Annotated in this window: 23 protein-coding genes and 1 tRNA gene; 14 read left to right on the forward strand and 10 right to left on the reverse strand. The window is 71.0% G+C overall.

Translation table 11 applies throughout. From position 1 onward, the window contains the following. The first annotated feature begins 3 nt into the window (after positions 1 to 3). A complete protein-coding gene (locus tag AOP78_RS04255) occupies positions 4 to 585 on the forward strand; it encodes a hypothetical protein (RefSeq protein WP_062201973.1) in 582 nt (193 codons plus the stop codon). Between the two features lie 51 nt (positions 586 to 636). On the opposite strand, the gene AOP78_RS04260 is transcribed toward AOP78_RS04255, so the two are convergent. Continuing rightward, a complete protein-coding gene (locus tag AOP78_RS04260; RefSeq protein WP_062201975.1) occupies positions 637 to 1,515 on the reverse strand; it encodes an NAD(P)H-hydrate dehydratase in 879 nt (292 codons plus the stop codon). A gap of 42 nt (positions 1,516 to 1,557) precedes the next feature. On the opposite strand from AOP78_RS04260, the gene def reads away from it, so the two are divergent. Further along, on the forward strand, positions 1,558 to 2,055 hold the full coding sequence (gene def / locus AOP78_RS04265) for a peptide deformylase (protein WP_062201977.1): 498 nt from the start codon (positions 1,558 to 1,560) through the stop codon (positions 2,053 to 2,055). A gap of 47 nt (positions 2,056 to 2,102) precedes the next feature. Here def and AOP78_RS04270 read toward each other — a convergent pair whose 3' ends face one another. Continuing rightward, the gene (locus AOP78_RS04270; protein ID WP_062201979.1) at positions 2,103 to 2,753 is read right to left on the reverse strand and encodes an NAD(P)H-hydrate epimerase; all 651 of its coding nucleotides are present in this window, start codon (positions 2,751 to 2,753) and stop codon (positions 2,103 to 2,105) included. Positions 2,754 to 2,908: 155 nt separating this feature from the next. On the opposite strand from AOP78_RS04270, the gene AOP78_RS04275 reads away from it, so the two are divergent. Both AOP78_RS04275 and AOP78_RS04280 read left to right on the forward strand, forming a co-directional pair. After that, positions 2,909 to 3,406, forward strand: a complete 498-nt coding sequence (locus AOP78_RS04275) for a DUF3145 domain-containing protein (protein WP_062201982.1) — start codon at positions 2,909 to 2,911, stop codon at positions 3,404 to 3,406. Continuing rightward, the gene (locus AOP78_RS04280; RefSeq protein WP_062201984.1) at positions 3,406 to 3,768 is read left to right on the forward strand and encodes a nuclear transport factor 2 family protein; all 363 of its coding nucleotides are present in this window, start codon (positions 3,406 to 3,408) and stop codon (positions 3,766 to 3,768) included. Before AOP78_RS04275 ends, AOP78_RS04280 begins: the two co-directional genes overlap by 1 nt. A gap of 283 nt (positions 3,769 to 4,051) precedes the next feature. On the opposite strand, the gene fabF is transcribed toward AOP78_RS04280, so the two are convergent. The 5 genes from fabF to AOP78_RS04305 form a co-directional block, all read right to left on the reverse strand. Further along, positions 4,052 to 5,287, reverse strand: a complete 1,236-nt coding sequence (gene fabF, locus AOP78_RS04285) for a beta-ketoacyl-ACP synthase II (RefSeq protein WP_062201987.1) — start codon at positions 5,285 to 5,287, stop codon at positions 4,052 to 4,054. Positions 5,288 to 5,353: 66 nt separating this feature from the next. Further along, positions 5,354 to 5,602, reverse strand: a complete 249-nt coding sequence (locus tag AOP78_RS04290) for an acyl carrier protein (RefSeq protein ID WP_062201990.1) — start codon at positions 5,600 to 5,602, stop codon at positions 5,354 to 5,356. 74 nt (positions 5,603 to 5,676) lie between these two features. Continuing rightward, positions 5,677 to 6,678 (reverse strand): beta-ketoacyl-ACP synthase III, encoded by a 1,002-nt coding sequence (locus AOP78_RS04295; RefSeq protein ID WP_062201991.1) that lies wholly within the window; start codon positions 6,676 to 6,678, stop codon positions 5,677 to 5,679. Next, positions 6,675 to 7,589, reverse strand: coding sequence for an ACP S-malonyltransferase (locus AOP78_RS04300; RefSeq protein ID WP_062201993.1), 915 nt, complete (start codon positions 7,587 to 7,589; stop codon positions 6,675 to 6,677). Before AOP78_RS04300 ends, AOP78_RS04295 begins: the two co-directional genes overlap by 4 nt. Before the next feature lie 77 nt (positions 7,590 to 7,666). Further along, positions 7,667 to 8,836 carry a PucR family transcriptional regulator gene (locus tag AOP78_RS04305; RefSeq protein ID WP_062201994.1) on the reverse strand — a complete coding sequence of 390 codons (1,170 nt, stop codon included), beginning with the start codon at positions 8,834 to 8,836 and terminating at the stop codon, positions 7,667 to 7,669. A 236-nt stretch (positions 8,837 to 9,072) separates the two neighbouring features. On the opposite strand from AOP78_RS04305, the gene AOP78_RS04310 reads away from it, so the two are divergent. Further along, the gene (locus tag AOP78_RS04310) at positions 9,073 to 9,951 is read left to right on the forward strand and encodes a hypothetical protein (protein ID WP_062201995.1); all 879 of its coding nucleotides are present in this window, start codon (positions 9,073 to 9,075) and stop codon (positions 9,949 to 9,951) included. 59 nt (positions 9,952 to 10,010) lie between these two features. Here the strand turns inward: AOP78_RS04310 and aceE are convergent, their stop codons facing one another. After that, complete coding sequence (gene aceE, locus AOP78_RS04315) at positions 10,011 to 12,722, reverse strand: pyruvate dehydrogenase (acetyl-transferring), homodimeric type (RefSeq protein WP_062201996.1); 2,712 nt, start codon at positions 12,720 to 12,722, stop codon at positions 10,011 to 10,013. A 267-nt stretch (positions 12,723 to 12,989) separates the two neighbouring features. Between aceE and AOP78_RS04320 the strand changes: the two genes are divergently transcribed. From AOP78_RS04320 to AOP78_RS04335, 4 genes are all read left to right on the forward strand, one after another. After that, positions 12,990 to 13,418, forward strand: coding sequence for a DUF3052 domain-containing protein (locus tag AOP78_RS04320; protein WP_062201997.1), 429 nt, complete (start codon positions 12,990 to 12,992; stop codon positions 13,416 to 13,418). Next, positions 13,415 to 13,879 carry a redoxin domain-containing protein gene (locus AOP78_RS04325; protein ID WP_062201998.1) on the forward strand — a complete coding sequence of 155 codons (465 nt, stop codon included), beginning with the start codon at positions 13,415 to 13,417 and terminating at the stop codon, positions 13,877 to 13,879. Before AOP78_RS04320 ends, AOP78_RS04325 begins: the two co-directional genes overlap by 4 nt. A gap of 80 nt (positions 13,880 to 13,959) precedes the next feature. Next, positions 13,960 to 14,036, forward strand: a tRNA-Val gene (locus tag AOP78_RS04330). A gap of 287 nt (positions 14,037 to 14,323) precedes the next feature. Further along, complete coding sequence (locus tag AOP78_RS04335; protein WP_062201999.1) at positions 14,324 to 16,222, forward strand: metallopeptidase domain-containing protein; 1,899 nt, start codon at positions 14,324 to 14,326, stop codon at positions 16,220 to 16,222. A gap of 198 nt (positions 16,223 to 16,420) precedes the next feature. Here the strand turns inward: AOP78_RS04335 and AOP78_RS04340 are convergent, their stop codons facing one another. Then, entirely contained in the window at positions 16,421 to 16,726 is a 306-nt protein-coding gene (locus AOP78_RS04340) for a hypothetical protein (protein WP_152659402.1), read from the reverse strand. A gap of 212 nt (positions 16,727 to 16,938) precedes the next feature. On the opposite strand from AOP78_RS04340, the gene AOP78_RS04345 reads away from it, so the two are divergent. The 5 genes from AOP78_RS04345 (at position 16,939) to AOP78_RS04365 (ending at position 21,001) form a co-directional block, all read left to right on the forward strand. Then, a complete protein-coding gene (locus AOP78_RS04345; RefSeq protein ID WP_062202001.1) occupies positions 16,939 to 17,814 on the forward strand; it encodes a potassium channel family protein in 876 nt (291 codons plus the stop codon). 9 nt (positions 17,815 to 17,823) lie between these two features. Next, positions 17,824 to 18,651 (forward strand): Nif3-like dinuclear metal center hexameric protein, encoded by an 828-nt coding sequence (locus AOP78_RS04350; RefSeq protein ID WP_062202002.1) that lies wholly within the window; start codon positions 17,824 to 17,826, stop codon positions 18,649 to 18,651. 17 nt (positions 18,652 to 18,668) lie between these two features. Next, positions 18,669 to 19,400, forward strand: a complete 732-nt coding sequence (locus AOP78_RS04355) for a zinc ribbon domain-containing protein (RefSeq protein WP_062202572.1) — start codon at positions 18,669 to 18,671, stop codon at positions 19,398 to 19,400. A gap of 4 nt (positions 19,401 to 19,404) precedes the next feature. After that, complete coding sequence (locus AOP78_RS04360) at positions 19,405 to 20,145, forward strand: histidine phosphatase family protein (RefSeq protein ID WP_062202003.1); 741 nt, start codon at positions 19,405 to 19,407, stop codon at positions 20,143 to 20,145. A gap of 94 nt (positions 20,146 to 20,239) precedes the next feature. Further along, the gene (locus AOP78_RS04365; protein ID WP_062202004.1) at positions 20,240 to 21,001 is read left to right on the forward strand and encodes an SDR family oxidoreductase; all 762 of its coding nucleotides are present in this window, start codon (positions 20,240 to 20,242) and stop codon (positions 20,999 to 21,001) included. 55 nt (positions 21,002 to 21,056) lie between these two features. Here AOP78_RS04365 and AOP78_RS04370 read toward each other — a convergent pair whose 3' ends face one another. Continuing rightward, entirely contained in the window at positions 21,057 to 21,827 is a 771-nt protein-coding gene (locus AOP78_RS04370) for a YaaA family protein (protein ID WP_062202005.1), read from the reverse strand. Positions 21,828 to 21,887 lie beyond the last annotated feature (60 nt).

A 21,887-nucleotide genomic window follows, 5' to 3' on the forward strand; every position in this document is an offset into this window, starting at 1 on the left:
GCCATGGTTGTCGATTCGGTCGAAGGCGACACGAGGCCGCTCAGCGGCGCGCGGCGCGCGTGGCTGGCCACCGGGATCGCGATACCGCTCCACGCGATGCTCGCGCTCATCCTCGGATCCGCGGCGAGCGCGATCTTCGGCGCACTGGTCACCGACCCCACCGGCGACGAGCTGGTCCTGGTCTCCGGTGTCTTCGTGGCCATCGAGCACATCCTCACCGTGGTCCTCGGGATCGTCCTCGCGGTCCATACCGTGGGCCGCTGGCTCGACGCGCGCACCCGTGACTGGGAGGCGCGTCGGGCGGCGTGGCGGTTCGCGGCGCTCGGAGCGGCGCTGTCGCTCCTGCCAGGGGCCATCTTCTTCGTCGACGGGCAGTACCCGCTCGCCAACGCGGTACTGGTCCTCGTGGGGCTCACGGTGCCGTTCGCCGCCACCGCGGGCCTGACGCGCCTCATCATGCCGCTCGTGGAGGACGGGCAGCGTCCGCGCCTCGTGTGGGGGCTCGCGATCGCGGCCGTGATCCTCACGGTGATCTTCGCGGCGGTGGTGATCCTCGGCGTGCCGATCCTGGGACTGGGGAGCTGACGGCGGCGCGCGGCGTCGACCGCCCCTGACGTGAGCGATCGCCGGGGGTCGTCAGCGACGAAGGGCGGCGATCACCCTCGGCAGCGCCGACGCGATGTCTGAGGCGGTGATCGGTCCGCCTCGACCGTCGGGGCCCGACGCATCGTCCCCAGCGGCGAGGGCGCCCGCCTGCGCGTGCGCCCAGGCCGCGCACACGCCCGCCTCGGCGGCGTCCAGCCCCGCGGCGAGAAGCGCGCCGGCGACGCCCGCGAGGACGTCGCCCGAACCCGCGACGGCGAGCCACGGCGTCGCGACGGGCAGCTCCCATGAGGCGCCGCCGGGGGCGGCCACGATCGTCCTCGAGCCCTTGAGCAGCACCGTCGATCGCGTCGTCTCAGCGAGAAGGCGCGCATGCCCCGCCCTGTCGGCCCGCACATCGTCCGCCGTGACGTCGTGACGGATCGCGGCGAGCGCGCGCACGAGCTCGCCCTCGTGGGGAGTGAGCAGGATCTTCTCCGCTGGCGTGGCCCTGGCGCCCGAGTGGCGGGCGCGCGCGCAGTCCTCGAGCGCCCCGGCGTCGACCACGCAGGGCAGGCCTCCCGCCCAGACCGCCCCGATCACCGCGTCCTGGCCTGGCGCGTCCGACACGCCCGAGCCGACGACCCACGCGTGGACGCGCGGCAGCCGGTCGACGGCGTCCGCATCCTCATGCACCACCGTCTCGGGGCGCGCCGCGAGCACGAGGTCCTGCGCGCGTCGCGGGCCCACGTAGCGGACCATGCCTGCGCCCGCGCGGGACGCCCCGGTCACGCTCAGCACCGCCGCGCCGGGATAGGCGTCCGACCCCGCGACCACCCCGAGCACCCCGCGCGTGTACTTGTCGTCGTCTGGCAGGGGGCGCGGCCACAGCGCGGCGACGCCGGACGCGTCGATCTCAGAGCTCGTGACCATGTCCCCAGCCTGTCACAAGGGATGACGTGGAAGAATGACCACATGGCAATGCGAGAGATCCGAGTCACCGGCGACCCCGTGCTGCGCACGCCGTGCGCGCCCATCACCGAGATCGACGAGCACGTGAGGGGCCTTGTCGAGGACCTTCTCGAGACGGTCGACTACGAAGGTCGCGCGGGACTCGCGGCGAACCAGATCGGCGTGAGCCTGCGGGCGTTCTCGTGGAACATCGATGGCGACATCGGCTACATCCTCAACCCGGTGATCACCGAGAACTCCGACGAGTTCCAGGAGCTCGGCGAGGAGGGCTGCCTGTCCGTGCCGGGCCTGTGGTACCCGTGCCAGCGTCCCGCGTACGCGAAGGCTGAGGGCACCGACCTCGATGGCAACCCCGTGGTCATCGACGGCGAGGAGATCTGGGCGCGCCTCATCAACCACGAGGTCGACCACCTGAACGGCAAGCTGTACCTGGACCGCCTTGAGAAGGGCGTCCGGAAGCAGGCGATGCGCGAGCTCAGGGAGTCACTCGAGCAGGCGTGACGCCGACGCGCCGGGCCTGATCCCGTGCGCGCGGGACGCCAGGCTCATCAGAGATCCAGTTCGGGCAGCTCGACCCCGACATCGGCGACGACCACCCGGCCCGCCGACTGCGCCGCCGGATGCTCGACCAGGCAGCGCTTGAGCGCCGTGAACGTGACCGTGACGGTCGCGCGCACGTGAGGCGCGTCGTCGTCTCCCGAGTCGGCCTCGAGCCCGCTGGGCAGGTCCACCGCCACCACCGGGGTCTCGCGCGGGATGAGCGGCACGAGCGAGGCCGCGGGCTCTCGCAGCCCCGCTCGGGCTCCAAGGCCCACGATGCCGTCGATCACGAGGTCGGCGCCGGCGACGATCACCGCGCCCGCGGCGGGGTCCACCCGGCCTCCTCCCGCGGCGCTGAGCCGCGCCGCGCCCCGCTCATGCAGGCGACCGCCGCAGGGGATCGCGCGCACGGTAGCCCCGCGCTCGGCGAGCAGCGCGCCAGCGAGCAGGGCGTCCCCTCCGTTGTTGCCGGGGCCAGCGAGGACGGCCACCTCGGCGCCCTCGACTCCGGTGAGCCGGGAGGCGAGCAGCAGCGAGCACTGGTCGGCCACCGCTGCGGCGGCGCGATCCATGAGATCGCGCTCGGGGACCGTGAGCATCGTCCAGTCCTCGGCGTCACGGATCTGCGAGACAGTCATCGGCTCGTCGACGGTGGCCATGCGGACAGCCTGGCACAACGGGGCGACGATGCGCCTGTCACGGTGCGTGGTGCTGGCATTTCCTCGGTGATTGGGGCACGATAGAGACACGCCCGGCTGAGCTGGACCGCCTTCGAGGTCGTTGGGGAAGACGCACCTCACAGGAAGGAAGGGTCATGGCTACCATCACCCGCGGTGTTCTTTTCGTGCACTCTGCTACGCGCGCGATGGGCCCACACATCGAGTGGGCTGCGCAGGGAGTGCTGGGTCCGCGCGCCCATTTCGAGTGGACCGACCAGCCCGCCGGCCACCGCATGTTCCGCGCCGAGGTCGCTTGGCAGGGCCGTCCCGGCACGGGCGCGGCGCTCGCCTCCGCGCTGCGCGGCTGGGAGCACGTCCGCTACGAGGTGACGGAGGACCCGTCGTTCGGCTGCGATGGCGGACGCTGGATGCACACCCCCTCGCTCGGGATCTTCCACGCCGTGACCGACGTGCACGGCAACATCGTGGTCCCCGAGGACCGCATCCGCGCCGTCATGGAGGCGGGCGGCACCGCGACCGACTTCGCGCGCGCCATGAACCTCGCCCTCGGCACCGCCTGGGACGAGGAGCTCGAGCCCTTCCGCTACGCCGGACACGGTGCGCCGGTGCGCTGGTTGCATAGAGTGGGTTGATGGAGCTCGCGCGTGACGACGCACTTCTCCTCCAGGCGATGGAGGAGGCGATGTGGCGCGCGGAGACCCGCTTCGACCGGGCCTACATGGACGCGGTGCTCGCCCCCGGCTATGTCGAGATCGGCCAGTCCGGCCGCATCTACACCCGGGAGCAGGTGCTCGACCTGCCGTACCAGGAGATCGACGTGACGCTTCCCCTCACCGATTTCCGGGTCGAGGCTGTCTGCTCCCACGGTGCCATGGTGCTGTACACCTCCGTGCCCGGCCACGGTGAGCACGGCGCGGCACACCGCAGCTCGATCTGGGTCCACGAGGACCGCTGGCGGCTCCGGTACCACCAGGCGACCCCGGTCGATCTGTAGCCGCGCGCCCGGCTGCCTCCTGCATCGTCCTGGCGACTGTGATGCCCCGGTTCCGCCACGGCCCTGGAACCAGCATCGTCCTAGTTTCAGCCGCCTCCCTGCCCACTCACCGCACGTGTTCCACACGCTTCGCGCTGCGCCAGGCGTGTCGACGCCGCGACACGCCGACGGCAGCGTCATCTGTGTGGAAGACGTGCGGCGGCCCGGACGATGCGGGGGCGGAGAAGGCGAAGGGCCGGCCCCTCGGAGAGGAGCCGGCCCTTGCACAGGGACGATGCGGCGGCTACGCGGTCGCGAAGACCAGCGCCACGTTGTGGCCGCCGAAGCCGAACGAGTTGTTGATCGCCGCGAGCTGGCCGTCGGCGGGGAGGGCGCGCGGGGTGTCGCGCACGAGGTCCACCTCGAGCTCGGGGTCGGGCTCGGTGACGTTGATGGTCGGGGGAGCGGTGCGGGTCTCGAGCGCCTTGACGGTGAAGACGGACTCGAGCGCGCCGGCGCCTCCGAGGAGGTGGCCGGTCATGGACTTGGTCGCTGACAGCAGCACCTGGTCGGCGTGCGAGCCGAGCAGCGAGCGGATGCCGCGCGCCTCGATCATGTCGCCCACGGGCGTCGAGGTCGCGTGAGCGTTGACGTGCGCGACGTCCGCGGTGGTGAGACCAGCGGACTCGAGCGCGAACTGCATCGCCTTGGTCTGGCCCGTGCCGTTGGGCTCGGGAGCGGCGATGTGGTGGCCGTCGGCGGTCATGCCGCGGCCCAGGAGCCTTGCGTAGACGCGGGCCCCGCGAGCGCGAGCGTGCTCCTCGGACTCGAGGATCACCACGCCGGCGCCCTCGCCGAGCACGAACCCGTCGCGGCTCACGTCGTAGGGGCGCGAAGCGCCGGCCGGGTCGTCGTTGCGCTTGGACAGCGCCTGCATGGCGGCGAACGCGGAGATGGGCAGCGGGTGGATCGCGGCCTCGGTGCCTCCCGCGATCACGACGTCCGCGCGGCCGGACTCGATCATCTCGAGGCCCATGCCGATCGCCTCGGCGCCAGACGCGCAGGCCGAGACGGGGGAGTGCGCGCCTGCACGAGCCTTGAACTCGAGCGACACGTACGCGGTCGGGGAGTTGGGCATCAGCATGGGCACGGTGAGGGGAAGCACGCGCGAGGCGCCCCGCTCCTTCACCGTGTCCCATGCCGACAGCAGCGTCCACACCCCGCCGATGCCCGAGGACACGATCGAACCGAGGCGGTCGGGATCGACGTCCTCCAGGCCGGCATCGGCCCAGGCCTCGCGCGCGGCCACGATCGCCATCTGGGCGGACGGGTCCATGCGCTTGGTCTCGGGACGGCTCAGCACCTCGGCGGTCGGCACCGCGAGCTGGCCCGCGAAGTGCACGGGCACGCCGTAGGCCTCGGCCCAGTCGTTGTCGAGCGTCCGGACGCCGGAGCGTCCTGCGAGGGCCGCCTCCCAGGTGCTGGGAACGTCTCCGCCGAGCGGGGACGTGGTGCCGAGTCCGGTGACGACAACGGTCATGGGAGTGCCTTTCTGGTGGGGTGCTGCGGGGACAGCGGAAGCTGCGGGGACTGCGTCAGGCGGGTGTCAGGCCTGGGCGTCGGTGATGTAGGTGACGGCGTCGCCGACGGTCACGAGGTTCTTGACGTCCTCGTCGGGGATGCGGACGTCGAACTTCTCCTCGGCGAGGGTGACGATCGTCATCATCGACAGCGAGTCGATGTCGAGGTCGTCGGTGAAGTTCTTCTCGAGGGTGACCTCGGCAGCGTCGATACCGGTCTCCTCGACGACGATCTCGGCCAGGCCCTCGAGGACCTCGTTGCTGGAAAGAGCCATGTTCTTCTCCTTGCTCTGGGGTGCCGGGGCGGCACCGTTCTCGTGGATGAACTCTTGAAGACTAATGCGGGGCGTCAGGGCAGCGCGATGACCTGGGCGGCGTAGACAAGCCCGGCGCCGAAGCCGATCTGGAGCGCAAGATCGCCCGACTTGGCGTCGCCGTCGCGCAGCAACCGCTCGGTCGCGAGCGGGATGGAGGCCGCCGAGGTGTTCCCCGAGTCGACGATGTCCTTGCCGACCGCGATGTGCTTGGGCAGGCCGATCTGCTTGACCATCTGGTCGATGATGCGGACGTTCGCCTGGTGGGGGATGAACGCCTTGATGTCGTCGGGCGTCACACCCGCGGCCTCGATCGCCTCGAGGGCGATCTTCGGCATCTTGAACGACGCCCACTTGAACACGCTCGGTCCCTGCTGGCGCAGCGTCGGGAAGGGCGCCTCGGGGTCGTCGCGGACGTCGAGCCACGACGAGGTCTGGTAGATCAGCTCGGCGCCGTCGCCCTCGGAGCCCCACACGGTCGGGCCGATGCCGGGGGTGTCCGACGGGCCGACGATGACCGCGCCGGCGGCATCGCCGAGGAGGTACGAGATGGAGCGGTCAGCCGGGTCCACCCAGTCGCTGAGCTTCTCCGCGCCCACGACGAGCACGTAGGTCGCGGCGCCCGAGCGCACGAGCGCGTCGGCCTGACCGATGCCATAGCAGTAGCCCGCGCACGCGGCCGAGATGTCGTATGCCGCCGCAGGGGATGCTCCGATGCGGTCGGCCAGGATCGGAGCGCCACCGGGCGTGATGTGGGGGTGCGAGATCGTCGACAGGATCACCGCGTCGATCTGGCTCGCCTCGATGCCCGCCTGGGCGATCGCGTCGAGCGCGGCCTTCTCCGACAGGTCGATGACCGTGGTGTCCTTGTCGGCGCGCACGCGGGTGACGATGCCCGTCATCTTGCGGATCCACTCGTCGGATGAGTCGATCGGCTCGATCAGGTCGTCGTTGGGGACCGCGTTCTCGCCGCGGCACACGCCGAGGCCGAGGATGCGGGTGTACTCAGGTCCGCGTCGGACGTTGATGGTGGTCACGCGTGCGCCTCCACAAGCTCTCGTGCGGCCGCCAGATCCTCGGGGGTCTTGAGGGCGACGGCCGGGATGCCCTTCATCCCGCGCTTGGCGAGTCCGGTGAGGACGCCGCCGGGCGCTACTTCAAGGATGCCCGTCACGCCGAGGTCGAGCATGCGCTCCATGCACAGGTCCCAGCGCACGGGGCTCGCAACCTGGGTCACGAGCCGGGCGACCGTCTCGTCGCCGGTGGCGACGACGGTGCCGTCGGCGTTGGACAGCAGGGGGACGACGGGCGCCTTGCGGGCGACGTCAGCCGCGGCCGCGGCGAGGGTCTCGACGGCGGGCGCCATGTACGACGTGTGGAACGCGCCGGCGACCTGGAGCTCGATCACGCGGGCCCGCGTCGGGGGCTCGGCGACCAGCGCGTCGATCGCGGCCTTGGAGCCGGCGGCGACGACCTGGCCGCCGCCGTTGGCGTTGGCGGGCGTGAGGTTCAGCTCGGCGAGGCGCGCGGCGACCTCGTCGGCCACGCCGCCAAGCACCGCCGCCATCGAGGTGGGCTCGGACGATGCGGCGGCCTCGGCCATGGCGCGGCCGCGGACGGTGACGAGGGAGACCGCGTCGGCGTCGGTCAGCACGCCGCTCAGCGCCGCGGCAGCGAACTCTCCGACGCTGTGGCCCGCGACGACGCCAGGGGCGGTCGCGCCGAGCGCCTCGCGGCCCGTGGCGAGCGCCGTGGCGACGAGCAGGGGCTGCGCGATCGCGGTGTCGCGGATCGTGTCCGCGTCGGAGACCGTGCCGTGGGCGATCAGGTCGACCTCTGTGGCATCCGACAAAGCCTGAAGGGTCTGGGCGACCGAGTCGAGCTCGAGCCAGGGCGCGAGCATTCCGGGAGTTTGGGCACCCTGACCGGGGCAGAGGACAGCAAGCATGTGTCTAGGGTGCCCTACCGCGGCGGCTGCTCGTGACAGGCGCGGCGAAGAAAGCGACGCGAGATTCTGTGTGATCCCTACAAAGATGGGGGCGTCGCGGCCTGGAGGCGTCCGAGGGCCAGCGCGGTGTGCAGGACGTGCGCGTCGCGCGTGTGGAGCACATCCCACCCGGTGATCTCCGAGACCTTCTTGAGCCGGTAGCGCACGGTGTTCGCGTGGACGAACATCGTGCGCGCGGTGAGCTCGAGCGACCGTCCGCAGTCGAGGAACGTCGCGACGGTCTCCTGGAGCGAACCCCCTGCCTGGAGGATCGGCTCGTAAGCGATCGCGAGGAGCCTCTCCCTCGCGGTCGGGTCGCCGACGAGCACGCGCTCGGGCAGCAGGTCGTCGGCGTGGACGGGCCGCGGAGCCTGAGCCCAGGCGGGCGCGGCCGTGGCGCCGGCGATGGCACCGCGGGTCGCTCGCGCGACCTCCGTGAGCGTCACCGCGGGCGGGCCGAGGACGACGGGGCCCGGGCCGAAGACCTGGAGGAGCTGAGCGGCGACGGCCTCGTGGTCCTCGTCGGTGCGAGCGACGACGACGAGCGTCTCGCCGTGGATGCCGACGAGGGCGTTCCCCGCGGCGCGGCGGATCGTGCGCCTCACGTCCGCGGACTGGACCTCGCCCAGCGTGCCGTCGGTGGTCCCGACCATCACGAGGGTCGGTCCCGGCTTCCAGCCGAGCGCGGCCGCTCGCGACGGCACCGCATCGTCCACCTCGCCGCGCACGAGCGCGTCGACCACGAGCGCCTCGATGCGTGCGTCCCACGCGCCGCGCGACTCGGCGGCGCGCGCGTAGACCTCGGCGGCGGAGAACGCGATCTCACGGGAGTAGCGCAGGATCGCCTCGCGCAGCATCTGCTCGGCTCCGGGGGCCGCGAACTCGTCCGAGTGTCCCTCCACCACCTTGACCGCGGTGCGCACGATCGCGAGCGCGTGCTGGAGCGAGATGACGCGGGTGAGCTCCGGGGGAGCGGCGGCGAACACCTCCATGGCGGACCGCGCGGTCTCAGACCTGTCGGCGAACCACGTGACGAACGCGTCGATGCCGGCCTGCGCGACGATGCCCACCCAGGATCGCTCCTTGGCCGGTAGGTCCCGGAACCAGTGGTAGTCGGCGTCGAGAGACTTGAGCGCGGCGGTCGCGAGCTGGCCGCTGCCGGCCCGCAGGCGGCGCAGCGTCTCGGTTCTCGCATCGGTCGGGGGCATGCGGAGAGCCTAGCGTCGCTTTGTGCGATTCCCACAACGCGGTGCCCCCACTTGTGGGGGAGAACCGGTTCGCTAGAGCACAAGTTCCCTGGTTGATGGCCCAAGTTCTCCCCAGAGGGTTGTGGAAACACACGACGGGGCGCGCGTCAGTCCTCCACCTTTGCGGCCCGACGGGCGCGTCCGCCGTGCGTCTCCGCGGCGGCCCGTCTAGCGTGGGGAATGACGGAGGAGTCCTGATGCGCGAACGCCCCAAGCCCCTGCTAGGAGCGCTCCTGGGCCTGCTGATCGGACTCGAGGCCGCAGCTCTGCTCACGGTGCTAGGCGTCGCGCCCGCAGACCAGACGGTCGTGTGGGGGCTCGCCTCCCTCGGGGCGCTGCTCGGCACCGTGGTCCTGACGCAGCGACTGTCGCTCGCACCTCGACGCGTCCTCGCTGCGATGGTCGCCGCGGGCGCTGCGGCGGGGATGGCGCTCGCGGGGCTGCCCGAGCTCACCAGCGGCGGAAGCATCTCCGAGGGATGCTATGTCACGCTCGACTCGGCCTCGCAGGAGGGCGCCGTGACCCCCGAGCAGACATCGGCGGGCGATCCGTTCACGATCGCGCGCGACGACGTCCTCAGGTGGGACGCCGCGTCGGACGAGGTGCTCACGGCATGGCAGAGCACCCTAGGCATCCGCATCAGCGGATGGGAGCCCGTGCTGTGGACCGCCGAGTACGCGAACGAGGACGCGTTGACCGAGTACTCCGGCGCGGAGAGGATCTCCGTGGGCCTCGCCGCGGTCCAGGAGGCGAAGGGCTTCACGCCCACCGGTGTCTATCACGTGGTCGGCACGCTCGACGCCGCCGAGGGGTCGTGCACCCTCGACATGTACGTCCGCATCGAGCCCGAGGGGCTGCTCGACGGCTTCCTCATGATGGGGCTCTGGGCGCTCGGCGCCGCGCTCGTCCTCACCTTCATCGTCCTCGCGTACGACGTTCGGAGCTCGATCAAGGACGCGGACACGGCGCACCTGGGAACGCACGTGCGCGAGCACAGGCCCGGTGAGCACCCGCCGATCGACGAGGACGGGCAGGGGCGACGCCCGGACGCGGACGGCGACAGCGCGCAGACGTGACACGGGCCCGCCGCGCGGTGCGCGACGGGCCCGTGATCAGTCGTGGGCGAGGGCCTCGATCAGGCGTCGCCGCCCGCGTTGCCCGAGGAGCCCTTGGTCACGTCGTGGAGCTCGTAGCGCTCGATCGCCTGGCCGACGAGGTGCGGGTCGATCTCGCCGCGGCGGGCGAGCTGCTGCAGCACCTTGACCGCCGTGGAAGGGCCGTCGATCTTGAAGTGGCGGCGAGCCGCGGCGCGCGTGTCCGAGAAGCCGAAGCCGTCGGCGCCGAGCGTCGCGTACGTGCCGGGGATCCACGCGCGCACCTGGTCGGCGACCAGGTGGTCGTAGTCCGTCGTCGCGACGAACGGGCCGTTCGCGTCGGCGAGCTTCTGCGTGAGGTACGGCGTGCGCACAGGCTCGTTCGGGTGCAGGAACGCGTGCTCGTCAGCGGCGAGCGCCTCGCGACGCAGCTCGCTCCACGAGGTGACCGACCACACCGTGGCGCGGACGCCCCAGTGCGCGGCGAGGAGCTCCTGCGCCTCGAGCGCCCACGGCACTGCCACGCCCGAGGCGAGGATCTGCGCCTCGGGGCCCTCGCCCGCGGGGGCGGCGGCGTACTTGTGGATGCCCTTGAGGATGCCCTCGACATCCACGCCCTCCGGCTCGGCCGGCTGCTGGATCGGCTCGTTGTACACCGTGAGGTAGTACATGACGTTCTTGTCGCGGCCATCCTCGGGGCCGTACATCCGCTGGATGCCGTCCTTGACGATGTGGCGGATCTCGTAGCCGAACGCGGGGTCGTACTGGACGATCGCGGCGTTGGTGCCCGCGAGCAGCGGCGAGTGGCCGTCCGCGTGCTGAAGGCCTTCACCGGTCAGCGTCGTGCGGCCCGCGGTGGCGCCGATGATGAAGCCTCGCGTGAGCTGGTCGCCTGCGGCCCAGAACTGGTCGCCGGTGCGCTGGAAGCCGAACATCGAGTAGAAGATGTAGAACGGCACGAGCGGCTCGCCGTGCGTGGCGTAGGACGTGCCCACGGCCTGGAACGCGGCGGCGGAGCCGGCCTCGTTGATGCCCGTGTGCATGATCTGGCCGGCCGTGGACTCCTTGTAGGAGAGCATCAGCTCGCGGTCGACGGGCAGGTAGTTCTGGCCCTGGGTGTTGAAGATCTTCGCCGACGGGAAGATCGCGTCCAGGCCGAACGTGCGCGCCTCATCGGGGATGATCGGCACCAGGCGGGAGCCGAACTCCTTGTCCTTGACCAGGTCCTTGAACAGGCGCACGAGCGCCATCGTCGTGGCGACCTCCTGCTTGCCAGAGCCCTTCGCGAGCAGGTCGTACGCCTTGTCGCTCGGCATCGCGATCGGCTTCTCGACCGCACGGCGCGACGGCACGAACCCGCCCAGCGCGCTGCGGCGCTCGAGCATGTACTTGATCGCGGGGTCGTCGAAGCCGGGGTGGTAGTACGGCGGGTTGTAGGGGTCCGCCTCGAGCTCCTCGTCCGTGAACGGCAGGTCGAACGTGTCGCGCAGGACCTTCATGTCCGCGACGTGCAGCTTCTTCATCTGGTGCGTCGAGTTGCGCGCCGCGAAGTTGGGGCCGAGGCCGTAGCCCTTGACGGTCTTCGCGATGATGACGGTCGGCTTGCCGTTCTTCGTCTCGGTCGCGCGCTGGTAGGCGGCGTACAGCTTGCGGTAGTCGTGGCCACCGCGCTTGAGGGCCCAGATGTCGTCGTCCGTCATGTCCTTGACGAGCTCCTTGGCGCGCGGGTCGCCGCCGAAGAACTGGTCGCGGATGAACGCGCCTGACTCGGCGCGGAAGGTCTGGAAGTCGCCGTCGGGGACGGTGTTCATCAGGTTGAGCAGCGCGCCGTCGTCCTTGGCCAGCAGCGGGTCCCAGCCGCGGCCCCACACGACCTTAAGCACGTTCCAGCCCGCACCGCGGAAGTACGCCTCGAGCTCCTGGATGATCTTGCCGTTGCCTCGCACGGGACCGTCGAGGCGCTGGAGGTTCGCGTTGACGACGAACGTGAGGTTGTCGAGGCCCTGGTTCGCAGCGAGCTGGAGCATGCCACGTGACTCGGGCTCGTCCATCTCACCGTCGCCCAGGAACGCCCACACGTGCTGGTCGGCGGTGTCCTTGATGCCGCGCAGCTGGAGGTAGCGGTTGGTCCACGCCTGGTAGATGGCCGAGGCGGGGCCGAGGCCCATGGAGACGGTGGGGAACTCCCACACGTCGGGCATGAGGCGCGGGTGAGGGTACGAGGACAGGCCTCGACCGGGCGCGGACTTCTCCTGGCGGAACGAGTCGAGGTCCTCGGCGGAGAAGCGTCCCTCCATGAAGCCGCGCGCGTACATGCCGGGGGCGGCGTGGCCCTGGAAGTAGATCTGGTCGCCGCCGCTCGGGTGGTCCTTGCCCTTGAAGAAGTGGTTCAGGCCGACCTCGTAGAGCGTCGCCACGGAGGCGTACGACGAGATGTGGCCGCCGACGCCCTTGCCCGGGCCCTGCGCGCGGGTGACCATCGCCGCGGCGTTCCAGCGGATCCAGCCGCGGTAGCGGCGCTCGAGCTCCTCGTCGCCGGGGAACTCGGGCTCGTCGTCGACGTGAATCGTGTTGACGTAGGGGGTGTTGAGGCTCAGCGGGACGGACAGCTGGCGCTTGGCGGCGTGATCGACCACGCGGTCGATCACGTACTCGGCGCGGCTCTCGCCGCCGTGCTCGATCATCTCGTCGACGGACTCGAGCCACTCCGCGGTCTCGGTGGGGTCCTTGTCGATTGCGCCGTGGTCTGTCACGGGTCCTCTTCCTGTCGCGGGCGCGGGGTGCTGCGCCGCTGGGTATCGGGAACGCGGCGTTGGCCGCTCTCCTCGCCATTCTGGTCATATTCCGACGCGTTGTCACGCCGGCCCGACGCGCCTGGGCGTGCGGGGACCGAGGCACAGTATCACCCCCAGGGCCAAGGTCCCGGCCACGACGATTGCACCGTGCGCGCGTGGGCATCTACGCTGTGCGGAAGACGCGTCGGACGGCGCGGCTTCGACGACGAAGGGAGCGCCGCCACCGTGGCGACACAGGAGGGCGCGACGGCTGCCGAGAGCAGCCTCGCCGCAAGACTCGGCCTGGAACATGGCCATGTCATCCAGGAGTTCGGCTACGACGACGACGTCGACCAGTCGTTGAGGGACGCGATCGAGGAGGCCACCGGCGAGGAGCTGGTCGACGAGGACTTCGGTGACGTCACCGATGGTGTCGTCGTGTGGTTCCGTGACGGGGACGACGACCTCGCCGACCTTCTCATGGACGTCCAGTCCCTATTGGACGACGGGCGTCCGGTCTGGCTGCTCACGCCCAAGGCGGGCAGCACCGGCTCCGTCGAGCCACGTGACGTGGAGGAGGCCTCGTCCATCGCGGGCCTGCACGCGACGTCGACCTTCGTGGTCGGCACAGGGTGGTGGGCCACGCAGCTCGTCGAGAAGGGGCGGAGCAAGTGACGAACCCGCTCGTGGGGAAGCCCGCGCCCGAGCTCGCGCTCACGGACCAGAACGGGAGGACCGTCTCGCTCGCCGATCTGCGGGGTACGGCGATCCTCCTGGTGTTCGTGCCTTTCGCGTTCTCGGACACGTGCACGAACGAGCTGGTCGATCTGCGGGACGCCCCGGACCTGCTCGAGCGAGACGACCTCAAGGTTCTCGTCGTGTCGTGCGACTCGATCTACGTGCTCAAGGCCTGGGCGGACACCCACCAGTACCGAGGGGCGCTGCTGAGCGACTTCTGGCCGCACGGCGACATCTCGCGCGACTACGGCGTCTTCAACCCGCGCAAGGGCCTCGCGACGCGAGGGACCTTCCTCATCGACGCCGACGGCGTCGTGCGATGGGCGGTCGTCAACCCCACGGGCGAGGCTCGCGACGTGGACGACTACAGGCGCGAGGTCACGGCCCTGCTGGGCTGAGCATCGTCCTGGCGCGTCCTCTCGCGGTGCCCGATGGCCGTCGGGACGATGCGATCGCATGGGGGACAATGGTTCCCCGCGGGCCCTTAGCTCAGTTGGTTAGAGCACTGCGTTTACACCGCAGGTGTCGTCGGTTCGAGTCCGGCAGGGCCCACCATCGATGTGAGGCGGCATCGCGCGCCGCCTGGCGGTCGCGTTCTCGCCGCGCGGCTCGAACGCGCTGAAAGCACGGGCGCGGGCGCGAGGATCTGACGTATGCCCGTGTATGTCCCCGTATGGTCCGGGGGATTGATCACAGTCGCTTGAGATCTTGACGCTGGATGCCGGAACGTGCCTGCCATGGGTACTCACGATCACTCGGCGCACACCGTCGCCCCGCGACCAGGGACCGCCCCCGCACTCTCCAACAACGCACGTTCGGATCGCGCTCGCACGCACCACGCCATGCCGGGCCTCGCGCGAGCCCTGGCATCGCTCGCGGCGGTATTCGCCCTGTGTGCGGTCGGGCTGCCCGCGTCCGCGGAGCCGCAGTCGGACACGGTCGAGGGCACCCTCGTCGACGTCGTGATCGAGTCCGACGGGCACGGCGAGGCCGACGAGGCGCAGGTGATCGTCTCGGAGGACGGCGAGGTCGCCGAGGTCGAGGGCGAGGCGCTCGAGGACATCGAGTCGGGCTCCACGGTGTCAGCCGAGGTCGAGGGATCCGAGGTGCAGTCCGCGACCGTGGTCGCCGCGGCCGAGGAGACGACGGCGGTCGCCGCCCACCATGCCTATGTCGTGACGATCTCCGACACGAGCACCACCGGGAGCGTCGCCCTCGCCGACGCGGTGGCCAACGCTGAGTACGCGGCCGACTACTGGGTGACCGAGGCGAGGGGCGCGATCAGCAGCTTCGACGTCGCGGACTCGACCACGCTCGCGTGGGACGGCTCGTGCTCCGCCAACTATCAGTCGCTGTGGACCGCCGCGGCCGCGGAGTTCCCTGGCGTCTCCTTCTCCTCGACCGGCAACCACCTCATCGTGTACACCCCTGAGGGCTGCTACACGAGCGGGTACTACCCGTACGCGGGCATCGCGATGGTGGGCCCCTCGCTCCACTACGGCGGTACCGTCCAGATCGCCAAGCTCGGCCCCGCGACGGTCGTCCACGAGCTCGGCCACAACCTGGGCCTCGGGCATTCCTTCCTCACCTGGGACTCGGGCTCGGCTGAGTACTTCGGCGTCTACGGGCCGCAGGCGCTCTCCGTGAGCACGTTCCCCGCGGGAGGCCTCGACGCGGCGTACCGCTACGACCTCGGACTCCCGGGCTCGTCAGCGCAGACGCAGGAGCTCCAGGTCGATGACGCGGCGAGCGAGACCACGGTCGTGACGATCGACCAGACCACCGCGACCGGCGGCACCAACGCCGTGCGCCTCGTCGATCCGAGCGACGGGAGCGAGTACTTCCTCGAGTACCGCAGCGGACGAGGGGTCGACTCGTCGGCGTTCTACTCGTACTTCGGGTACTACCTCAACGCGTACAGCCACGCGATGCGCTACGAGACCGGCGTCGTGGTCTCGCGCACCCATGAGCCGGGCCTGTCCGACAACGAGATCGAGATCCTCGGAGTCGAGGACGGCACGACCCTGTGGTCGTCGTTCGAGGACGGAGAGACGTACTCCGCAGGTGACCTGTTCACCATGACGGTGCTGAGCACCACCAGCACCACTGCGACGCTGCAGATCGTCACGAACCCGACCGCGACAGGCGAGCCGGTCGACGAGCCCGCGAAGACCGCGACGAGCGTCCGCGCGAATGCGCGGTCAGCGGCCTACGGGAAGTCCGTGAGGGTCACGGTCGCTGTTTCGGGAACCGAGGGCGACGGCGGCGACGTCACGGTGACTGACGGGGCGTCGACATGGACGCAGGGTGTCGACGGCGACGGCAAGGCGACCTTCTGGATGCCCCGCTCGTGGGAGCCCGGCGTCAGGACACTGTCGGTGACCTACGAGGGCACGTCGACGCGGGAGGCCTCCTCCACGACGGTCGAGGCCCGCACCACCAAGGCGAAGGCCAAGATCAAGGTCAAGGTCGCGAGCTCGTCCGCGGTGAGCAAGGGCGAACGCTCGACGTTCGCGGTCACCGTGGCCGGCCCGTACCGCGCGAGCGAGGCCGGCAAGGTCGCCGTCTTCGTCAACGGCAAGCGGGTCTCGAGGTGGGTCAGCCTCCACCGCTCGGGCACGGTGTACAGGGCCAGGGTCACGAGCCGCGCGTTGCCGAAGGGCAGGGTCACGATCAAGTACGCGTCGAGGAACGACTTCCTCGGCTCGAGGGCTCAGTCGACGAGGTTCCGCGCCCGATAGCTGCGCCGTCCCGGTCGATCACCCGCGCTGGCGGCCTCTCCCCTCCCTGACCTCATGCACCAGGCGGAGGCGCCTCAGGCGACTCCCCCAGCGTGCCAGGCGGCCGACCGTTCGCTCTCGCCGGTGGACCCCTATGCCCATGCGCGCGAAAGCCGGGCCCGGCGAGACGCCAGGCCCGGCTTCCGGGAAGAGTGGGGCTCAGTCGGCGACGTACGTGCTGACAGGAGCCTCGGTGCGGACGACGTCGAAGCCGGACGGTGCGCGGAAGCGCGACACGTTCCACGCGACTGCGGTCGGGAAGGCGAGACCGCACGTCGCGATGAGCGCGGCGGTCGCGAGCGCGCGGGGCTCATCGGTGCCGGCGACGATCAGGATCGTGGCCGCGGTGGTCAGACCGATGACGGCCGCGGCGAGCGACGGCGCGAGCGTGTCGATCCAGAAGCGGACATGGTCCCGGCGGGTCCAGTGCCGCAGCGAAAGAGTGATCACAGTATCTGAACGCATCGCGTCCCCCCAGTCTGTATGTGCCGCGTCGAGCGGGACCGCCGCGTGGCAGACGGCGGGTCGCCCCGCCCATCGGCAGGTAGGGGGCCGGTGGAAGGACTTAGGGCGCCGTCGTGAGCAATGTCACTCGACGCTGGGACGACGCGGCCTCACTCGCATCGTGGTCGCACCGCGCTAGCCTCGGGGAAGACGGTGAGGACGGGGAGGACTCGATGGCGCTCGACCAGTTGACCGAGCTCACGGACGGCAGCAAGTACGAGGGCTACCGCAAACGCACCGACGCGACGATGGCGGTCCTCGCCTTCGTCTTCCTCGTCGCGTGGTCCACGCGCATCATCGCGTTCGCGGTGCTGCCGTGGGGCGTGCGCACGGGGCTCGAGACCCTTCAGGTGGTCATCTGGGCCGTCTTCCTCGGTGACCTCATCATCAGGACGATGCTGTCCAAGAAGTCCTGGAACTACCTCTGGACGCATCCGCTCGACGTCATCGCGGTCCTGCTTCCCGCGGCGCGGCCCCTGAAGATCCTGACGGTGTTCGCGCAGGGCACGTCGTTCCTGTCCGCCCAGGGTCGCATGAAGACGATGCAGGCCGTCATCGCGTCCACGGTCCTGCTGCTGTGGATCGGCTCCGTGTGGGTGCTCTCGGCGGAGCGCGGTCACGAGGGCGCGCAGATCACGTCGTTCACCGACGCGCTGTGGTGGGCGTTCGTGACCGTCACCACGGTCGGGTACGGCGACTTCGCGCCAGTGACGCTCACGGGCCGCATCGTCGCGGGCGGCATGATGCTCCTCGGCATCGCCCTCATCGGTGTCGTCACCGCGTCGGTGGCGGCCTGGTTCGTGTCCGTGACCGCGGGCGAGGACGAGGAGAAGCGCGATGCCGAGGAGGCCAGCCGCGACGAGCGCGCCTTCAAGGCCGCCGAGCAGCGTCAGGAGGAGCTCGCCGCTCGCATCGGCGCCCTCGAGGCGAAGATCGACGCGCTGCTCGCGCACGGCGAGACGCCGGAGGTCATCCTTGGACGCCGGGCACGAGCATCGTCCATGGACGATGCGAAGGAAGGCGGCGCGCAGGAGTCGCCGGGGCAGTAGCGTGGAGCCATGGTCCAGGTATCCGACGTCGTAGCCGTCCTAGAAGAGCGTTACCCGCCGCGCCTGGCCGAGGCCTGGGATCGCAACGGCCTGGTGCTCGGTCGGCCCGATGCGGTGGTCGAGAAGGTGCTGCTCGCGGTCGACCCCGTCATGGCGCTCGTCGAGGAGGCGATCGACGAGGACGCCGACATGATCGTCACCCACCATCCGCTGCTGCTCAGGGGCGTGCACACGGTGCGCGCCGACACGGGCAAGGGCGCGGTGGTGCACGAGCTGATCGAGCGCGGCATCGCGCTGTTCAACGCGCACACCAACGCGGACGCCGCCGCAGGGGGAGTCGCGGACTCGCTGGCCGCCGACCTCGGCGTGATCGACACCGTCCCGCTCGTGCCCGACGCCGAGGACCCGTCGCTCGGCGCCGGACGGCTGGGCCGGCTTGCGGAGCCCACCACGCTGCATCAGTTCGCGGAGCGTGCGGCCAACGTGCTGCCCCCGACGGCGCACGGGGTGCGGGTTGCGGGCGATCTCACGGGCCGCGTCGAGACGGTCGCGGTGCTCGGCGGAAGCGGGGACTCGTTCCTCGACCTCGTGCGCGCGAGCGGCGCCGACGTGTACGTCACCGCGGACCTCCGCCACCATCCGGCATCCGAGGCGCGCGAGGAGGCGCTGCTGCACGGTGGTCGGCCGTACCTGGTGGATGTGGCACACTCCGCGTCGGAGTGGTCGTGGCTCAAGGGCGCGGCCAAGCACCTCGAGGACACGCTCGGCATCGAGACCTGCGTGAGCACCCTCACCACCGACCCGTGGACCGCGCGCTTCGGCGCGACCGGTTCCTGACCCGCAAGGAGACCCCCGTGGCCACCGCCCCCGCAGCAGACCAGAAGCGTCTGCTCGACGTCCAGGACGCCGACCTCCGCGCGCAGCAGCTGCGCCACAAGCGTGCGACCCTCCCGCAGAACGCGCAGCTCGAGGAGCTGAACGCACGCCTCGCCGACCTGCACGAGGAGCGGATCGCGCGCACCGCCGAGGTGGGGGACCTGCGCCGCGCGGTCACGAAGGCCGAGGACGACGTGCAGACGGTGCGCGGACGCCAGGAGCGCGACCAGAAGCGCCTCGACTCGGGCTCCGGTTCGCCGAAGGACCTCCAGGCGCTGCAGAGCGAGCTCGAGATCCTCGCGCGCCGCCGCAGCGACCTCGAGGATGTCGAGCTCGAGGCGATGGAGAAGGTCGAGGAGGCCGAGTCGGTCCTCGCCTCGGCCGTCGAGCAGGCGACCGCGCTCGAGGCGCAGGTCGCGGAGGTCACCGCCGAGCTCGACGTCGCCGTCAGGGAGATCGACGCCGACCTCGTGACGGTGCACGACGAGCGCGGCACCGCGGCACGCGACCTCGACGAGGGGCTGATGGCGCTGTACGAGAAGCTTCGTGAGCAGAACGGAGGCGTGGGCGCCGCCGCGCTCGTGGGCGGGACCTGCCAGGGCTGCCACATGACGCTCAACGCTGGCGACCTCGCCGAGATCACGAGCGCCGCCCCCGACCGCATCGTCCGCTGCGAGGAGTGCGGTCGCATCCTCGTGCGGAACGCCTGAGCCGGTGACGGGCCAGGCCCCGTCCGCCGGGACGTCGTCGATCACCGAGGCGCCTGCGGATCACCTCGTCGCGCCGCTGATCCTCGTGCTGGTGCGCCACGGCGTCACGCCGATGACGCTCGAGCACCGATTCTCCGGCTCGGGGGTTCCCGGGCCCGCTCTCGCGTCGGCGGGGCGCGTGCAGGCGGCGAAGGCCGCCGATGCCGTGCACCAGATCGGGCGTCGAGCGTGGCTCGACCTGCCGAAGGTCGACCGCGTGATCGCCTCCCCGATGACCCGGACCCAGGAGACCGGCGGCGCGATCGGGCGACGTCTCGGCGCGCACGTCGAGACCGACGCGCGCCTCAAGGAGGTCGACTTCGGCGAGTGGGAGGGTCTGACCGCGCCGGAGATCATGGAACGCGATGGCGGCGAGCTGCTGCGATGGCGCGACGGCGAGGCGAGGCCTCCCGGCGGCGAATCGCTCGACGACGTCGCCGACAGGCTCGAGGCGCTGCTCGTCGATCTCGCCGCCGATCACGCGCGCGCGTGCGTCGGCGGCCGCGACGAGGCTCGCTCGATCGCCCTCGCCTCGCATGCGGTCGCGATCAAGTCGATCGTCGGCAGGTCGCTCGAGGCGCCGCCCGCGCGGTGGTCACGAATCTGGCCCTCACCTGCGTCGATGACCATCCTGCAGGTGCGCGCGACGCGCGACGGAGACCTCGCCGAGAGGCACGTCCTGTGCGTCGGCGCCCCGACGCATTGAGGGCGTGTCGCCTCATTCTCAGTCACGGATCAGGGAACTAGGATGGGCGGCGCAACGTTGCGCAAGTGAACCCACTCACCCCCTGGAGCGACCTATGTCCGACGCCGCCGTGCCCGCCTCCGACCCCTTCCTCGCCTCGCTGCGGGGAACCCGAGTCCTCGTCATCGGGGGCACCTCGGGATTCGGTCTCGAGGTGGCCCGCAAGGCGGCGGGAGCGGGAGCGAGGGTGGTGCTCGTCGGGCGAGACCGAGGGCGGCTCGAAGGCGCGGTGTCCGCGCTGCGGGCCTTCGGCGCCGCCGCCGGCGGCGCCGCTCTCGACGCGACCGCGCCTGGAGCGCTCGAGGCGATGGGCGAGCAGCTCGGCGAGGTCGATCACGTGATCTCGACGCTGGGCGGCGCGATGGGAGGCGGCTTCATCGACGCGGATGTCGCGACGATCCGCGAGACGATCGACGGCAAGCTGTTCGCGAACCTCGAGGTGGCGCGCGCGCTCGCGCCGCGCATCGCCGAGGGAGGCACGCTCACCTTCACCGCGGGCACCGGCGGCTCCCCGGCGACGTCCTCGGGCGCGATCGTCGGCAACGAGGCGATCGCGACGATGGTCAAGGGCCTCGCGGTCGAGCTCGCGCCGCGCGTGCGCGTGAACGCCGTGGCTCCCACCTGGACCGAGACGGGACTGTGGCGTGGCCTCGACCCGCAGGAGCTCGAGGAGACGAAGACCTCGATGGCCGACGCGATCCCGCTGGGACGCACCGCCGAGGCCGCCGAGGTCGCTCAGGCCTACCTGTTCCTCATGACGTGCGGGTTCATCACCGGCCAGACGATCGCTGTCGACGGCGGCATCTCGCTCGCCTGAGGCGGCTCGCTGTCTCGGCGGTCGATGCGACGGCTGTCAGGTGGCGGCTGACTGCTCAGCCTGCGATGACGAGCGTGAGCTCGTCGGGTCCCTTGGACTTCGTGGCGAGCGCGACGTCCACGAGCGCGTCCCCGATCATCCCGGCGGCCGCATCGGCGAGGTCCGAGGCGGTCTCGGGAGCCGCATCGGACCTGACCAGGTGAGCCGCGAGCAGCCCGCGCGTGTGCTTGGCCATGTGGCTCACGACCGCGCGCTTGCCATCGAGCTCCCGCATGACCTTGACCGAGACCCACGGGGCGTCAGGTCGGTAGGCGGCGACGTAGGACGCGCTGCGGCAGTCGACCACGAGGCCACCGTCCGCGAGGGCGTCCAGCTCGGGCGTGAGGCGCGGGCGCCAGAAGGCGGCGAGGCCTCCCAGCCTCCCCAGCGTCGTCCCCATCGACAGGCGGTACGCGGGGATGCGGTCGGCGGGGGAGACGGCGCCCCACAGCGCCGACACCACGCGGACGCGGTCGGCGGACCTGGCGAGCAGCGCATCGTCCCAGCCGGCCATGCCGGCTGCGTCGTACAGGACGCCCGTGTAGACCCGGGACGATGCGTCGGCCGGGTTGTCCCAGACCGTCGTGTTGCGAGCGACCTCGTCGGCGAGGCTCGCGCCCACGTCGAGCGCCTCCATGGCGTTCCTCTGGCGGCTGACCTTGGCGAGCGCGTCGCCCACGCGGCGCCGCGCATCGTCCAGGTCCGGATGGGACAGCGAGGTCAGGTCGACGGGCGCGCCTGATCGGGGAGCGGTCTTGCCTTCGGAGGGCGGGAGGAGCACGAGCACGACGGACAGGGTAGCGCTGGACGGTAGCGGCGGCTGGCGCGTACGGCAGGCGTGGGACCG

The organism is Demequina salsinemoris (assembly GCF_000974805.1).
Taxonomy (GTDB): Bacteria; Actinomycetota; Actinomycetes; order Actinomycetales; family Demequinaceae; genus Demequina; species Demequina salsinemoris.

What these genes read in the sequence shown, in the direction of transcription:
- AOP78_RS04335 (WP_062201999.1), top strand. Translation starts at nt 14,324, where the DNA reads ATGCCGGGCCTCGCGCGAGCCCTGGCATCGCTCGCGGCGGTATTCGCC.
- AOP78_RS04365 (WP_062202004.1), top strand. Translation starts at nt 20,240, where the DNA reads ATGTCCGACGCCGCCGTGCCCGCCTCCGACCCCTTCCTCGCCTCGCTG.
- AOP78_RS04345 (WP_062202001.1), top strand. Translation starts at nt 16,939, where the DNA reads ATGGCGCTCGACCAGTTGACCGAGCTCACGGACGGCAGCAAGTACGAG.
- AOP78_RS04270 (WP_062201979.1), bottom strand. Translation starts at nt 2,753, where the DNA reads ATGGCCACCGTCGACGAGCCGATGACTGTCTCGCAGATCCGTGACGCC.
- AOP78_RS04310 (WP_062201995.1), top strand. Translation starts at nt 9,073, where the DNA reads ATGCGCGAACGCCCCAAGCCCCTGCTAGGAGCGCTCCTGGGCCTGCTG.
- AOP78_RS04340 (WP_152659402.1), bottom strand. Translation starts at nt 16,726, where the DNA reads ATGCGTTCAGATACTGTGATCACTCTTTCGCTGCGGCACTGGACCCGC.
- AOP78_RS04280 (WP_062201984.1), top strand. Translation starts at nt 3,406, where the DNA reads ATGGAGCTCGCGCGTGACGACGCACTTCTCCTCCAGGCGATGGAGGAG.
- fabF (WP_062201987.1), bottom strand. Translation starts at nt 5,287, where the DNA reads ATGACCGTTGTCGTCACCGGACTCGGCACCACGTCCCCGCTCGGCGGA.
- def (WP_062201977.1), top strand. Translation starts at nt 1,558, where the DNA reads ATGGCAATGCGAGAGATCCGAGTCACCGGCGACCCCGTGCTGCGCACG.
- AOP78_RS04300 (WP_062201993.1), bottom strand. Translation starts at nt 7,589, where the DNA reads ATGCTTGCTGTCCTCTGCCCCGGTCAGGGTGCCCAAACTCCCGGAATG.
- AOP78_RS04260 (WP_062201975.1), bottom strand. Translation starts at nt 1,515, where the DNA reads ATGGTCACGAGCTCTGAGATCGACGCGTCCGGCGTCGCCGCGCTGTGG.
- AOP78_RS04305 (WP_062201994.1), bottom strand. Translation starts at nt 8,836, where the DNA reads ATGCCCCCGACCGATGCGAGAACCGAGACGCTGCGCCGCCTGCGGGCC.
- AOP78_RS04350 (WP_062202002.1), top strand. Translation starts at nt 17,824, where the DNA reads ATGGTCCAGGTATCCGACGTCGTAGCCGTCCTAGAAGAGCGTTACCCG.
- AOP78_RS04275 (WP_062201982.1), top strand. Translation starts at nt 2,909, where the DNA reads ATGGCTACCATCACCCGCGGTGTTCTTTTCGTGCACTCTGCTACGCGC.
- AOP78_RS04255 (WP_062201973.1), top strand. Translation starts at nt 4, where the DNA reads ATGGTTGTCGATTCGGTCGAAGGCGACACGAGGCCGCTCAGCGGCGCG.
- AOP78_RS04290 (WP_062201990.1), bottom strand. Translation starts at nt 5,602, where the DNA reads ATGGCTCTTTCCAGCAACGAGGTCCTCGAGGGCCTGGCCGAGATCGTC.